This is a genomic window from Burkholderia sp. Bp9031 (genome assembly GCF_003857965.1).
Taxonomy (GTDB): Bacteria; Pseudomonadota; Gammaproteobacteria; order Burkholderiales; family Burkholderiaceae; genus Burkholderia; species Burkholderia ambifaria_A.
In genome coordinates, this window is the sequence record NZ_QTPW01000034.1 from 1 (window position 1) to 14262 (window position 14262).

General features: G+C 63.0%; 10 protein-coding genes. 2 read left to right on the plus strand and 8 right to left on the minus strand.

Going from position 1 to position 14262, the window contains the following annotated elements; all coding sequences use genetic code 11:
* Positions 1-256: 256 nt before the first annotated feature.
* The 4 genes from DIE15_RS30635 to DIE15_RS30650 are packed head-to-tail and all read right to left on the minus strand — an operon-like array spanning position 257 to position 5000.
* Positions 257-2143: a nucleoside-diphosphate sugar epimerase/dehydratase gene (locus tag DIE15_RS30635; RefSeq protein WP_124835110.1), complete on the minus strand. Its 1887-nt coding sequence runs from the start codon at positions 2141-2143 to the stop codon at positions 257-259.
* Between the two features lie 12 nt (positions 2144-2155).
* Positions 2156-3172, minus strand: coding sequence for a glycosyltransferase family 4 protein (locus DIE15_RS30640; RefSeq protein WP_242431894.1), 1017 nt, complete (start codon positions 3170-3172; stop codon positions 2156-2158).
* Between the two features lie 5 nt (positions 3173-3177).
* Positions 3178-4143, minus strand: a complete 966-nt coding sequence (locus DIE15_RS30645) for an SDR family oxidoreductase (RefSeq protein WP_057928641.1) — start codon at positions 4141-4143, stop codon at positions 3178-3180.
* A complete protein-coding gene (locus tag DIE15_RS30650) occupies positions 4140-5000 on the minus strand; it encodes a glycosyltransferase family 2 protein (protein WP_057928634.1) in 861 nt (286 codons plus the stop codon). The genes DIE15_RS30645 and DIE15_RS30650 overlap by 4 nt, the downstream gene beginning before the upstream one ends.
* Positions 5001-5043: 43 nt before the next feature.
* Between DIE15_RS30650 and DIE15_RS30655 the strand changes: the two genes are divergently transcribed.
* Positions 5044-7629: a glycosyltransferase gene (locus tag DIE15_RS30655; protein WP_124835111.1), complete on the plus strand. Its 2586-nt coding sequence runs from the start codon at positions 5044-5046 to the stop codon at positions 7627-7629.
* Positions 7630-7761: 132 nt separating this feature from the next.
* Positions 7762-8430, plus strand: a complete 669-nt coding sequence (locus tag DIE15_RS30660) for a NeuD/PglB/VioB family sugar acetyltransferase (protein ID WP_057926219.1) — start codon at positions 7762-7764, stop codon at positions 8428-8430.
* A gap of 36 nt (positions 8431-8466) precedes the next feature.
* On the opposite strand, the gene DIE15_RS30665 is transcribed toward DIE15_RS30660, so the two are convergent.
* From DIE15_RS30665 to DIE15_RS30680, 4 genes are read right to left on the minus strand one after another with little or no spacing between them, the layout of a single operon-like run.
* The gene (locus DIE15_RS30665; protein WP_124835112.1) at positions 8467-10428 is read right to left on the minus strand and encodes a glycosyltransferase family 2 protein; all 1962 of its coding nucleotides are present in this window, start codon (positions 10426-10428) and stop codon (positions 8467-8469) included.
* A complete protein-coding gene (locus DIE15_RS30670; protein WP_057926115.1) occupies positions 10418-11782 on the minus strand; it encodes a glycosyltransferase family 4 protein in 1365 nt (454 codons plus the stop codon). Before DIE15_RS30670 ends, DIE15_RS30665 begins: the two co-directional genes overlap by 11 nt.
* A 35-nt stretch (positions 11783-11817) precedes the next feature.
* A complete protein-coding gene (locus tag DIE15_RS30675; RefSeq protein WP_057926116.1) occupies positions 11818-13122 on the minus strand; it encodes a glycosyltransferase in 1305 nt (434 codons plus the stop codon).
* Positions 13109-14254 carry a DegT/DnrJ/EryC1/StrS aminotransferase family protein gene (locus DIE15_RS30680; RefSeq protein ID WP_057926117.1) on the minus strand — a complete coding sequence of 382 codons (1146 nt, stop codon included), beginning with the start codon at positions 14252-14254 and terminating at the stop codon, positions 13109-13111. Before DIE15_RS30680 ends, DIE15_RS30675 begins: the two co-directional genes overlap by 14 nt.
* Between the last annotated feature and the right edge of the window lie 8 nt (positions 14255-14262).

Below are 14262 nucleotides of genomic sequence, written 5' to 3' on the forward strand. Positions count from 1 at the left end.
TATCACACCGCGTGCGCGCGCGGCACCGATGTCGACAAGCCGCGCAACCTCGCGAAGTCGGTGACGGTGGAGTAAGCTGGTCTGCCGGGCCGGCGCTTGGCTTACCGTCCCGGCGGCATATCTATTCGAAGAGGTCGTTTGGCCAGATCGGATATGCTTCATGAAGCCGCCTATATTCGCGGCACACGAGCATATCAACTCACCAGTGGTGCCGCTCTGGCTTGAGGCTGCGGCGTCGCGGTCAGCAAGATGGCTGTCATTCGTTCGATACTGCTCGCATCGCCGTCGGCACGCTCTGCAGTACAGGAACAACGGCCGTCTGATATTCCGGCACCCAACGCCGCAAATCCCGCCTAACCTCGTCATCGCTCAGAACGCGGTGCTGCATCAGCCACGGCAATAGTTCATCAAGCAGATGGTCCGCCACTTCTCGTGCTTGAGCTATTCGCAGCTTTGGATGCGGTGTACGAGTGGTCGTCTCATCGTCCGCAAGCAGTTCCTCGTAGAGCTTCTCGCCAGGTCGCAGACCCGAGAACTCGATCCGAATCTGCCCCTCCGAGAATCCGTATAGGCGGATCAGATCACGTGCGAGATCGACGATCTTGACGGGCTCACCCATGTCGAGAATGAAGATCTCGCCGCCGCGCCCCATGCTCGACGCTTGCAGTACGAGTTGCGACGCCTCAGGAATCGTCATGAAGAAGCGCGTGATCTCCGGATGTGTGACCGTCACCGGGCCACCTTTTGATATCTGCTGCTGGAACTTCGGAATCACGCTGCCTGCGCTACCGAGTACGTTGCCGAAACGCACCGTCTCGAACTGCGTGCGTGCACTCGTCTGTTGCAACGCTTGGCAAGCCATCTCGGCGAGACGCTTGCTCGCACCCATCACATTGGTCGGATTGACGGCCTTGTCGGTCGAGATCAGCACAAAGTGGCGCACGTCGTGGCGGATCGCCGAACGCGCGACGCGATACGTGCCAAGCACGTTATTGCGCAGCGCCTGCCATGCGTTGTGCTCTTCCATCAGGGGTACGTGCTTGTATGCCGCCGCGTGGAATACGATATGCGGCGCGTAACGCGACATCACCTGATCCAGCAATAGCGAATCCTTTGCGTCGCCGATGATCGGTATCACCGGCTGGTCGGGGAAGCGTTCCCGCAGTTCCTCGGCGAGCCGGTACATCGCATATTCGGATAGGTCGAACGCGACCAGTTGCGCAGGTGCGAAACGGAGAATCTGCCGACACAGCTCCGAGCCAATCGAGCCGCCCGCGCCCGTTACCATCACGACACGGCCGCGCAGCAGCGCCTCGACGTGCGGCGTGTCGATCGTCACTGCATCTCGGCCGAGCAGATCCTCGAGGTCGATATTACGCACTTGGGACAAAAAACCCTGCCCCGGCATCAGCGCGGTCAGCGACGGCAGCACCATCGCCTTCACACCGGCACGCACGCATAGCGTCGCTACCCGGCGCTGCGTTTCGACGGACGCCGACGGAATCGCGATAATCGCGTATTCGACCTTCATCGCGTCGGTCCAATGCTTCAGGTCGTTGAATGAGCCAAGCACCTTGTAACCGTAGATCTCGCGGCCCTGCTTGGTGACGTCGTCGTCGAGCAGACCGACGAGGCGCCACTCGCCCGAACGCGAGAGCTCGCGCGCCAGGCTCGCGCCTGCTGTACCGGCACCCAGCACGAGCACTGGCTTGCCCTGCCCGACCAGCCCGCCGTACAGGTAGAACTCCTTCGTCGCACGATACAACGCGCGCGCGCCCCCCATCGCGAGGAACAACATCAGCGGCGAGACGAGCAGTACCGAGCGCGGGATGATCGGTGACGGCTGGAACATCACAGCCCCAATCATCACAATCACACCGCCGCCGATTACCGCTTTCGAGATTCGCACAAGGTCTGGGAGGCTCGCGAATACCCACAGCCCACGGTACAAGCCGAACACGTGGAACATCAACGCATAGACCGGCAATACCCAGACAAGCGCCGTCAGCGCGCCGCCCAGGAAATCAGGCGGAACGCTTCCGTTGAATCGGACGAGATAGGCGAACAACCATGCGGCAGCAACCGCCGTCACGTCAAACAGGAAAGCACTCAGCGAAAGCCATGATGCTTTGGATCGCAACATCGGCGGGAAACCTCAAGAGTTATTTTCGGCGGCCGACTGAAATCGGCGCCAGCGCACGTCGATTACCCATCCGATGCATGCGAGGACGCCATACCATGCAATAAACAATAGCCATTGCTGCTGTTCAGGGCGGTCCTTTGCCCACACGGCGACGATTATGCCTGCGAGCATGATGAGGTACCAATATAGCGCGGTCCGGCGGTGACCTACCCCTGAGCGGACCATCCTTTGATAATAATGCTCCCGATGGGCCTGCCAGAACCTCTCTCCACGTAACAGACGTCTCAAAAGTGTTACAGATGCGTCAGCAATAAAGGGGGCGAACACCAGCGCCGGAAACCAGATCGGCCAGACATCGGTACGCCATCCCCAGTAGCCGAGCGCGCCGGCCAGAAATCCGAGCGGGATCGAACCTGCGTCGCCGAGAAACAGACGGGCCGGATGGAAGTTGAGGAACAGGAAGCCGAGCGCCGCACCGGCTATGCCCGCGCCAGCCACAGCGAGCTCCGGCGACGGGTTCGCACCGGTCAGCGCCGCGATCGCGTATGCCCCGAAGCCAAACAGGGCCATACCGCCCGCGAGGCCATCGGCGCCGTCCATGAAGTTGTACAGGTTCGTCAGCCAGACCATCACGAAGCCGACGCCGACGAGCAGCCACCAGGGCGCCTCGACTGGATAGGCGACGATCAGCGCAACCACTGCCGCAAGATGAGCCGAGAAGCGTACGCGGGCGGGCAACCCGCGCCGATCGTCGATTTGCGACATCGCGGCCAGCCCGGCGGCAGCGGCAGCGATCAGCCACAACGCCGGCGCAAGCGCCAGCAGCGCGATAACGCACACGGGCACGATGCCCCATCCGCCGACGCGCGGTGTCGGCAGCGTATGGAGCGAACGATCGTTCGGAATGTCCGTGGCAAGGCGCCATGCGAGGCCGGTCGTGAGCAGTACGCGCAAGATCGCCGTTGACGCGATGGCGGCGACCAGCGCCACCGCAATCACACCAGGCCACGTGGATATCGGGAAATGCATGTCGGCTATTGTTGTGTATCGCGCGAACGATACCATGCGGCGGTCGCTTCGAGGCCTTCCCGTGTCGTATACGGTGGTTGCCAGCCCAGCACACGCCCGATCCGACCTGTATCGAGCTGTAGGCTGCCGGTCAGACGGTCGACCGCAGCGCTACTGCCGGTCAGCCTGCCGACGGCACGCAGCATGGCCGGCGGGACCGCCAGCAGGCGCGCCGGCTTGCCGAGTGCGTCGCCGACCAGACATAACAGACCCGTGACCGACGGCGCATCGTCGTCGGCGACGTGGAAGCATTCCCCAGCCGCGCGTGGATCGATCGCGCAGCGCAGCAGCGCATCCGCGAGATTGTCGACGTAGACGAGGCTGCGACGCGCCGCGATCGCGCCCAGCGGAAGCGGCAGCCCTCGCGACACGGCGTCCATCATCCGCAGGAAGTTCGCGCGCACGCCGGGGCCGTAGACGAGCGGCGGACGGACGACGACCACATCGATACCCGCGCGCGCCCCCAATTGCGCAAGCGCCTGTTCCGCGCGCCATTTCGAACGCCCGTATGGATCCTGCGGCGCGGGCGCCACGTCTTCCGCGAGCGGCACGCCGCAATCGCCCTCGCCGACCGCCTTGATGCTGCTGGCAAACACGAAGCGGCGGGCGCCGTGCACGCGCGCCGCCTCGGCCACGCGCAGCGTCCCCGCGACGTTGGTCGCCTCGAACGCGGCATCCGGATCGGGCGACTCGTCGCGCATCACGTGAACGCGCGCAGCCAGGTGGATCACGCAGTCGGCGTCGAGATCGGCCGGCCACGCGTCCGCGAGGCCGGCGAAATCCGGCGCGTCGTGCACCCATTCGCGAACCCCATCGACGCACCCACCGGGACGGCGCACCAGCGCCGTGACCGTATGTCCTGCCGCGAGCGCCAGCCGGCAAACCGCGCGGCCGACAAAGCCGTTCGCGCCCGTCACGACGATGCGGGTCACCAAAGCCTCCAGCCGAAACGGTTGTAGAACTTGAACGCCGAGGCCGCGAACATGCGGATATGCGCGGAACCCTTGCGGGACGCGCCGCCGCCGTGGTGGATCACGCGCGCGAGCGGCACGTAGACGGTACGCGCGCACTTGCCGGTCCGCAAGCTGAGGTCGTAATCCTCGAAGTACAGGAAATAGCGCGGATCGAAGCCCTGCAGGCGCGCGAGCACATCAGTACGGAACAGCATGAAGCAGCCGCTGACGATCGGCGGATCCCACACGACGTCCGTTTCGTTGATGCGGTCGCGCATCTCGTAGCTGGCCAGCCGGCGCTCGAACGGCGGGCGCAGGGCTGGCGGCAGGAAGCCCCTGACTACGAGATCCACCAGCGCCGGATAGCGGCGGCACAGATACTGGATCCGGCCCGAATCGTCGCCGATGCGCGGCGACAGCAAGCCTGCTTCGGGATGCGTATCGAGAAAATCGAGCGCCCGCACGAGCGCATCCGGCTCGAGGTCGATGTCGGGGTTCAGGATCAGGTGATAGCGGCTGCGCGCCGCTTCGATCGCGAGATTGTGCCCGCGTCCGTAGCCGACGTTGCCGTGTCCGGACAGCACGCTGCACACGATGTCGGCCTGCCCGAACGCGGCGAGTTCCGCCGCGAGATCCGGCAAGCCGCCGTTATCGACCACGCACACGCTGATCGCGCTGCCGCCGCGCGCGGCCTGGAGACGCGCACACGCCGCGCGGAGACTGGAGAACGTACGGGCGAGGAGCGCCTCGTCGGGGTGGTACGTCACGATGGAAATCGACAGGACTTCGTCGACGGAATGCGCGGAGCGAGAGAATGCTTGCGGAGGAGATGTCACGTGCTGACTATCGTTAACGTTTGACGCGGAGGTGCATTCGCCAGTGTGCGCAGCCACGCTTGCGCGCGCAACCGGGATTGCCATTTGTAGCAATTATGCCGTGGCAGCGCGCCCCACGGGCATTCCGGTAGAAAAAAGGGCCACAAGGCAGGGGCCCGCGGCTTCACTCCGACAAGCTCCGGCCGGCGCCGAAACGCCAAATGCTTCTGTATATAATGCGTCACCTCGATACGCATCCCGGCAGCTGCACCTTATGTTTGATATTTCGGTGATTCTCAACGCTCACAATGAGGGCGGCATCATCAACCGGACGCTCCGGTCCCTGGCTGAAGCGGCAGACTTCGCAAGAGCCCGCGGTATCACCCTGGAAATTGTCGTCGTCCTTGATAACCCGAACGAAGCGACCCGATCCGTCATCGCGGCGGCTGACCTCTCCAGTTTCGACGGAGTCCAGACGATCGAGGTGTCGAACCGCTCGCTGGGTCTGAGCAGAAACTCCGGCTGCGAGATCGCGCAAGGCGAATATTTCGCCACGGCCGATGCCGACGATCTCGTATCGTTCAACTTCTTCGTCGAAGCGCTGGCCGCCGCAAAGCAGTACGGCAACGATGCGCTGCTGTTCCCGCAGTACCTGATCGCATTCGGTTCAATGTACTTCATTACCGAATACGGCGAAGCGGACCTGATGCCGTTCCTGCTTGCGGACATCCATCCGTACGTGTCGCGCGTGTTCTTCCATCGATCGACGTTCGATCGCCTCAAGTACGTTCACTGCGACACGCAACGCGGCCACGCATTCGAGGACTGGCACTTCAATTCGTGTGCGATCGCACTCGGGATGAAGGCGCACTACATCCCCGACACCGTTCTTTACTATCGCCAGCGCCAGCAGAGCATCATGGCTACCGCGCGCAACCAGAGCGTCGAGCTCGAAACGCCGGATACCGACCTGTTCGACCCTGCCACTTACCTGCGCGTGTTCGCGGACGACTATCGTGCGTATCGCGCCGGCGAACGCATGCTGCCGCCATGGTACGACGTCAAGCAGAAGTTTCTCGGCAGCCGGCTGCTGTCGGACATGACCGAGGCAGCCAACCGGATCGACCCGGCCGTCGACACGCTCTCGCTGCGGCACGGCAGCCAGACGAGCGCGATGTGGTCGACGCCCGAACCGTCCGCGGTCTACTACGAGATGTGCGAGGCCATTCGCGACGCCGGCCCGATCACGGACGTGTTCCTGATCCCTTTCCTGCCCGCCGGCGGCGCGGAGCGCTACATTCTCGACGTGATGAACGGCCTGCTGGCATGCGGCGCGTCGAAGCGCATCCTCGTGCTGTCCGGCGAGCCGATGGAGAAGCACGCGTGGCTGTCGCGGCTGCCTGACACGGCGATCTTCGTCGACGTTGCGGTGCTCGGCAAGAAGCTCGACGACCGCCAGCGCGATCGCATCACCGCACGCGTGATTCGCGCCGCGGCGCCGGACGCCCGGCTGCATGTTCGCGCATGCGTGTTTTCGCATCGCATGCTGAGCCGCCATTTCGCACAGTTCAGCGGACGCGACGTCACGTACTACCGGTTCTGCGACACGCGTGTCTACGAAGACGACGTCTCGATCATCTCGGGCGGCGCGGTCGAGTTCCTGACGAACAATATCCAGCACATCACGCGGATCGTCACCGACAACGGACAGACGGTCGTCGACGACGAATTCATCTTCGGCGCCAGCGCGTCCTGCTGGAACAACCTCCCCGCGCTGCTGCACGGCGTCAAGGAACCGACGCTCCACGCGGCACCACGTCGTCGCCTGCTGTGGGCGTCGCGGCTGGATGGCCAGAAACGGCCGCAACTGGCCGTCGCGCTGTCGAAATACTTCGCGCAAAGCGGCACCGGCATCACCCTCGACCTGTACGGCGGCATCACGCCGGGATTCGAAGTCGACCTGGCCGGTGCAAGTTACAAGGGGCCGTTTTCGGCGTTTGCGGATCTTCCGCTGCACGAGTACGACGCGCTCGTCTATACGTCGTGGTTCGACGGATTGCCGAACGTCATTCTCGAAGCGATGGGCTCGGGGCTCCCGGTCATCGCGCCGAACATCGGCGGTATCGGCGAAGCCGTGCTCGACGGCGAGACCGGCATCCTCATCGAGGCATCGAACGACCTCGGCGAAGCCGTTGACGCGTATCGCGAAGCCATCGAGCACCTGTACGCCCAACCCGATCTGCTCAGAGCGCTGTCGAAGTGTGCGTCCGACTACGTTCACGACAAGCATGGCGACGCACAGTACGTCGCAAACATTCAGCGGATATTCGGTATGAATGCCTCCCATCAAGAATCCCACCCGCCTGCCCAAGCGCCCGCCGGCCAGATTGCTTCATCCGCGGAAAACCAGGAAGAACTGCGTCGCTTGAGGCGCGAACTCGCGGACGCACGGGCGAAGCTGCTCGCCCATGCACGCGAAGCCGACGTCCTCAGAAGCGAGTCTGTCGAACTGCGGCAATACGCGAACCAGTGGGTCGCGTTTCAGCGCGCACGCATTTTCATCGTCTATCGTGCGTATCTGCGCCTGCATCGGATTCCGGTGCTCGGCCCGCTGCTGCGGGCGATCATGCGGCCGTTTACGAGGAAGTAACCGACGGGCCGAGGCCAGCCCCTGCAACGCGCCGGCCGCGGCCGCGCCCCGCATAATGAGGTCGCCCGCCAATGAGGTTGTCCGTCGTGCGCCGCTACCGTTAGACTGCCCCCATTCAGACCGGAGTGAATGATGAAGCGAATCGCTATTTACGGCTGCGGCGGGTTCGGGCGCGAGATTCTGCCGCTGGCACGACAACATCTGGCCCGAGCCGGTGTCGGATCGGCATCCGGAATCGTCTTCGTCTCCGACACGCCGTCGGAAATCGGCACCGTCCAGAATGGCGTTGAAGTCATTTCCTTCGATGCGCTCATCTCGCCGGAACACCGCGATCGTGCGGTCGTCGTGTCGCTCGGTTCATCTGCCGCCCGACGTGCACTGGCCCGGCGCTGCGAAAGCGAAGGCCTCGCGTTCGGTTCGCTGTCAGCCGGCACGCATGTATCGCTCGATAACGTCGAGGCCGGCGAAGGTGCAGTCTTCTGCGATTTTTCGATGTGCACGTCGGATATCCGAATCGGCCGGCATTTCCAGTGCAATATCTACAGTTACGTTGCTCACGATTGCGTGATCGGTGATTTCGTCACGTTCGCGCCGCGCGTCGCCTGTAACGGCCGGATCGTGATCGAAGACGATGCCTATATCGGCACCGGTGCAGTGTTGAAGCAGGGAACGCCCGACAAACCGCTGACGATCGGCAAGGGCGCGGTAGTCGGCATGGGCGCCGTCGTGACCAAGGACGTGCCGCCGGGTACGACCGTGGTCGGCAACCCGGCTGCGCCGATGGTAAAGCGGCCGGCGTAAGCTACACAGCGCGCCGGCCCGCTCAGGCCGGTCGCGCTACGCCTGCCCCGGTGCCACCATCACGCCAGACTCCACATACCCGAGCAGGCCCGCATAGGTTTCGGCGCTCGCCCACACGATGCGATCGAAGTACGAATTGAATTCCCGCAGAAAATTGAGCACAGGTGGCGGCGCATCCGCGGCAACGAACATCTCGCATTGACGTCCCTGCCGCCACGCCTCCTTCAGTTGTTCGATCGACGGCATCGACTTCGCGTCGCTCGAAAAACGCGTGACCGGCCCGGTTCGTTCGCGCCCGTCGTAAAGCCATCTGCTGGCAAACTGCCGTCGGACAATATTGGTCCTCCTGAACTGGCCGACACTGTCCGACGACGTGACGGACCGCGTATGGATCCGGTGCCGATAGAGCGGCTCGTGCAGATACCGGAAGCGGCCGAACTCCGCAATCTTCAGCGCCAGTTCCCAGTCCTGGATGCCGGAATAGGCATCGACCGACCCGCCGGACTGCAGATACGCGCTGCGCCGAATCACCTTCAGATGCGACGCGACCATGCCGTCGAGCAGATCGTCCTTGATGCTCGCGTCGTTCCTGAACGCAATGGTCGGATAGCCGCCGTAATCTGCACGCCGGATCTCGTCGCCGCTTTCATCGATGTCGAACCGGTCGGTGAACAAATAGTCGCACGGTTGCCCCTGCGCCAGTACCTGCGCGACGCGGGACAGCGCGCCTGGCGCCAGTGCGTCGTCGCAATCGACGAACGCGATGTACTCTCCGGCCGCCTGTTCGACCGCTTCGTTCTGCGTGCGCGAAATACCCTTGTTTTCGACGTTGAGGACGATCCGCACGTTGGGGTGACTGCCCTGCAGCGCACACAGCAGGGCAGTCGTGCGTGCATCGGGAGAACGGTCATCGACGCAGATGATCTCGAATGCGACGTCCCGCTGTTCGATCACGGACAGCAGGCAGCCGTCGATGTAGTCGAAATGGTTGTATGCCGGAATCACGACGCTGATCAGCGGTGCTGACGACGTCGGCATCTTCGCGATGGCAGCCTGCAGTTGCGCAAGCTTCTGCGCGTGCAGATCGGCGGGAGCGACCGGCGGCGCGGCTGCACTCGATGCGGTTTCATGCACATGACTGCGCAACTGCGCGATTTCCTCGACGTACGCCGGATGCTTCCGATAGAAATTCTCGAACCAGTCGACCGCGGATTCGAAAAACGCCGGTTCGCGCGCGGACACCATCGCGTCGATCTTGGCGGCTGCATGCAGCCAGCTCTTTCCCATCTTCACGTACGACCGGCGCATGCTTTGCGCATGCTGCCGGTAAATCGCATTGTGTGCGTTGAGGTAGGCCATGCGCGCGCCGCGCGCGCTCAGGCTGCACCAGAACAACCAGTCTTCCTTCGCGCGCGCGGACGTGTCGAACGGCGTGTCCATCAGCACGGTTCGGCGAAACAGCGCGCAGTGGATCGGAATCGCGAAGCCGCGTTCCCATTTGTATAGAAAATCAGACAGGTCGAGCGCCGAATGCGCGATCGCTTCATCGTTTTTCGAAAAGACCGAACGCGTATCGTCGCACAGCAGGAAGTTGGATACCGATACGTCGAGCGCATTTGCCACCTGGAAATGCGCAACCTGCAGGTCGAGCTTCGGGGGAACGATGAGGTCGTCCGCATCCAGCAATTGCACGAATTCGCCGGTCGCGGCGGCGATACCCGTGTTGCGCGCGCCCGAAAGCCCCGCGTTCTGCTGCGAAATCACCCGCACCGCGGGCGACAGCGCTTGTGCCGCACGCAGATGGATGTCGGTCCTGGGTGCCGTGCTGCCGTCGTCGACGACGATGATCTCCAGCGGCCCGCGATACGCGTCGCGAACCGACGAGATCGATTCGTTCAGATACTGTGCCTGATTGAAACACGGGATTACCACCGATACGAGCGGCAACGACGAATCACGCGAATCGTCAGCGCCCGATTCTTTCCGGTCAGATCCCATAACCTTCCAACTCCTTGACATGCTCGACGAAGCGCTGCCACGTATGGCGCCCGTCGATCAGCTCGACAAGCGCGCGGGCGCGCGTTTCGACTTCCTGCGAATTCGAAATGACTGACTCCATCGCCGCGCGATAATCCGCGACCTCCGGCTTCTCGGACAGCGGATATCCGGTCGAATCCGATATCAGCTCGCCCACGCCGCCGACCGACGGAGCGATGATCGGCACACCCAACGTCCCGATCTCGAGCAGGATGTTCGGCATGCCTTCCCACTTCGACGTGAAGATGAAGCCCGTGTATGCGCGTTCGCGCACAAGCTCTTCCGGAGACGTGAACGGCCCCATCAGATGCAGATTGGCGAGATCGGGAAGCTGCTCGCTGACATTCACGACCGCCTGGCCATAGACATAGAAGTCGACGTGCGGGCATGCGTGCACGAGCGCCAGTAGCAGGTCGACACGCTTCTCCTTGTCGAGCCGCCCCGCCCACAGAAACGCCGGGCGTTGCCCCGCCAGATCCTGTCCGCGGCTCGCGATGCGTGCGAGCGCGCGTGCCTTCCATCCATCGGTCGCCATGCGGCTGGGGTTGTACACCGCGTGCAGTTTTTCGCCCTGCTGCCCGAGGTTGTATTCGGCGCGCGCATCGGTCACGAAGCGCTGGTTGTCGGACAGCAACGCGGTCAGCGCCGGCAGCCCCGGCTGCAGGAAATAGGCCGCGTAGCCGATCTTGCTCTTTCCGTCCTCGGCGAACTGGAACGCAAAAATGCTGGCGAACAGACGCATGACTTCCTTGAGCCGGCTTCCCTGCGAGATGACCGCGTTCCAGGCGACTTCGCTGTTGATGTTGTGGACCACGGCAGGCCGGATCGCCAGCAACATGTCATACAGGAGCGCCTGCTTCAGCGCGTACGAATCGTCGTGCGTGAAATCGCGCAGGACGACCACATGCACGCCGTCGATTCGCGCGACGCGCTCGTCGACCAGATCGCGATCGGCGACGACGATCAGGACCTGACGGTCGGGATGGATCTCGCGCAGCGCTTTCGAGAAATTGAGCGCGACGTTCTCTGCGCCCCCCGTTCCGAGGAACGGCACCGCAATGATGTGGCTGACGTTTCGCACACCCCGCTGCGCGAGGTCGAGCATCAGGTGCTGCAGGCGTGACTCGCGCGCATGGTCGAGCAACTGTTCGCGACGGACCGCCGAGTGCAACGCCTGACGAATCGACTTGCCGTGACGCAACGACGTGATAACCGGCGAAATGGCCTTGCGAACGCGCCACTTCGCCTCCTGGCTCAGCGGCAGGCGATGGTAGACGCGTTGGGCAAAGTACAGAAGATGCTGGTATCGCGACATGGTTAGATAGCTTGATTCATTCGCTGGTGCACGGACTATCGGCTCAGGCGCCGGTACAGATTATCCGCCTTGCCCCAGATGGTGCCCCTGACACGATCGAGTTCCGTCTGCGCGTCGGCCAAGCTGGCGGCGAGCCGCCCTTCCCGCTCGGCCGCGGCACGCAGCTCCGCCTTCGCGTGTTCGAGTTCCGCTGCAACGCGCTCGCGCTCGGTACGCGCCTGATCCAGTTCGGCAAGCGCGCGGTCGCGCTCGCCGCGAATCAGCAGTTGAAACGTCGCGGCGCCCTCGAGCGCCTGCGCGTCCGCCGCTGGCGCCGGATCATCGTACTCGCCCCCCTGCTTCGACAGGCGCTCGCGAACAGCAGCAAAAGCCTGCGGCGACCAGCCAGATGCGAGTCTCATCACGAACGCGCTCAGTTCGCCATTGAAGAACAGATGGGGCGGAATCCTGAACGTGTCCTCGTGACGGTCGTACACGCGCAGCATCTCGATCAGCTCCAGAAACCGCCTCCAGTTGCCGTCGATCTCGAAGAAGCGTCCGATGAACGACTCCATGCTCTTGCGGAGCAGGTCGAAGCGCTCGATCCGCTCGAGGTACGGATGCACAACGCGGCCGGAGATGTCCGCATACTCCCACATCAACGCGTCGCGATTGCGATGCGTAACGTTGCCACCGTGCGCACGGTAAAGAAGGAGCGCGTCCTTCATCACATGAAACCGGGCGCCGCCGGCGAGCGAACGCAGCCAGAAATCCCAGTCCGGCGAGTAAGTCAGGTCTTCCCGGAAAAAACCGATCCGGTCGTGCGTGGACTTCCTGACCAGCACAGTCGAATGGCACAGATGGTTCTCCCACACCCAGCTGTCGGGCATATTCAGGTCGAGGTCCTGATTGAACCACGGCGCATAAAAGCATTTGTCGGCAGCGACAGGCTGGCTCGACGCATCGATCTCCGCCATGAAGCTGCCGCAAATCTCGACATCCGGATGGGCGTCCATGAATGCAACCTGCACCGCAAGCTTCTCGGGCACGAACACGTCGTCGGAATCCAGGCTCGCGATGAATTCGCCGGACGCGAGCCGCAGTGCCGTGTTGTACGCCGCGCACGCGCCCTGGTTGCGCTCCTGGCGCACCGTGCGAATCCGCGGGTCGCCGAACTGCTGGATGACCTCCCAGGAATCGTCGGTCGAACAGTCGTCGACAATGATCAGTTCCCATGACGCGTACGTCTGGGACAGTACCGACCGAATCGTCTCCCCGATGAATCTGCCGTAGTTGTAAGACGTCGTGAGAACGCTGACACGCGGCCGCGAATCCCCGGTCGAATAATTATTGTTTGCCATTGCAGATGTATTGAATGATGTCGACGATGCGATTCGCCCCGTCTTCCCCGAGCTCGCCGTACAGCGGCAACGCCAGCACTTCGCGGGACACGCGCGTCGCAACCGGCAGGCGGCCAGGATCAGCGCTCGGCAACGCGCGGTAACAATTGTGCTCGCTGCAAAGCGGGTAGAAATAGCGCCGCGAAAACACGTTGAACTGCTTCAGCGTGTCGTACAACTGGTCGCGCGACACGCCGCATGCCTGCGGGTTCACGCGCACGATGAAATACTGCATGCTGTGGCTGACGTTCTGCGGCAGCCGGAAGCACTTGATGCCGGGAACCTCGTCCAGGCGACTCTGGTACACCATTGCAACACGCTGCCGCGCGGCATGCTCGGCATCGTAATGGGCGAGATTGACGAGACCCAGTGCCGCCTGCACTTCGTTCATCTTGCCGTTAGTGCCCGGCATGATGACTTCGGTCTCGTTCAGAATTCCGAAATTCTTCAGCAGATCGACGCGCCGCTTCATCGCTTCGTCCGCCATCGCTAGCCCGCCTCCCTCGGCCGAGTGAAACAGCTTCGTCGCATGGAAGCTGTACATCGTCGCGTCACCGAACTCGGCGACCGGCTTGCCATCGATTTCTGTGCCGAACGCGTGCGCACCGTCGTAGAGCACCTTCACGCCGTACTGCTCGCGAATGCGCTCGAACGCCTTCACGTCGCACGGCATCCCGTAGACGTGCACGCCGAGCACACCCGTCGTCCGCGGCGTGATCATTGCTTCCGCCACCGCCGGGTCGATGGTCAGCGTTTCCTCGTCGATGTCGCAGAACACCGGCGTCACGTTGTTCCAGTGCAGCACATGCGGCGTCGCGGGAAACGTGAACGGCGTCGTGATGACTTCACCGGCGAGCCGCAGTGCCTGGCAGGCGACGAGTAGCGCACTCGTCCCGTTGTTGAACAGCGAGAAGTGCCGGGCGCCGAGCCGCTTCGCAAGTGCCGCCTCCAGCGCGATGTGCTTCGCACCGCCGTTCGTCAGCCACGCGCTGTCCCAGATGTCTTCCAACTGCGACGTAAACTCGCCGAGCGGCGGCAACATCGGTCTCGTCACATAGATCGGATTGGCGAAACCATCCGGCTTTTGTCTCATAGGGCGCT

What these genes read in the sequence shown, in the direction of transcription:
- DIE15_RS30660 (WP_057926219.1), top strand. Translation starts at nt 7,762, where the DNA reads ATGAAGCGAATCGCTATTTACGGCTGCGGCGGGTTCGGGCGCGAGATT.
- DIE15_RS30680 (WP_057926117.1), bottom strand. Translation starts at nt 14,254, where the DNA reads ATGAGACAAAAGCCGGATGGTTTCGCCAATCCGATCTATGTGACGAGA.
- DIE15_RS30635 (WP_124835110.1), bottom strand. Translation starts at nt 2,143, where the DNA reads ATGTTGCGATCCAAAGCATCATGGCTTTCGCTGAGTGCTTTCCTGTTT.
- DIE15_RS30640 (WP_242431894.1), bottom strand. Translation starts at nt 3,172, where the DNA reads ATGCATTTCCCGATATCCACGTGGCCTGGTGTGATTGCGGTGGCGCTG.
- DIE15_RS30675 (WP_057926116.1), bottom strand. Translation starts at nt 13,122, where the DNA reads ATGGCAAACAATAATTATTCGACCGGGGATTCGCGGCCGCGTGTCAGC.
- DIE15_RS30665 (WP_124835112.1), bottom strand. Translation starts at nt 10,428, where the DNA reads ATGGGATCTGACCGGAAAGAATCGGGCGCTGACGATTCGCGTGATTCG.
- DIE15_RS30670 (WP_057926115.1), bottom strand. Translation starts at nt 11,782, where the DNA reads ATGTCGCGATACCAGCATCTTCTGTACTTTGCCCAACGCGTCTACCAT.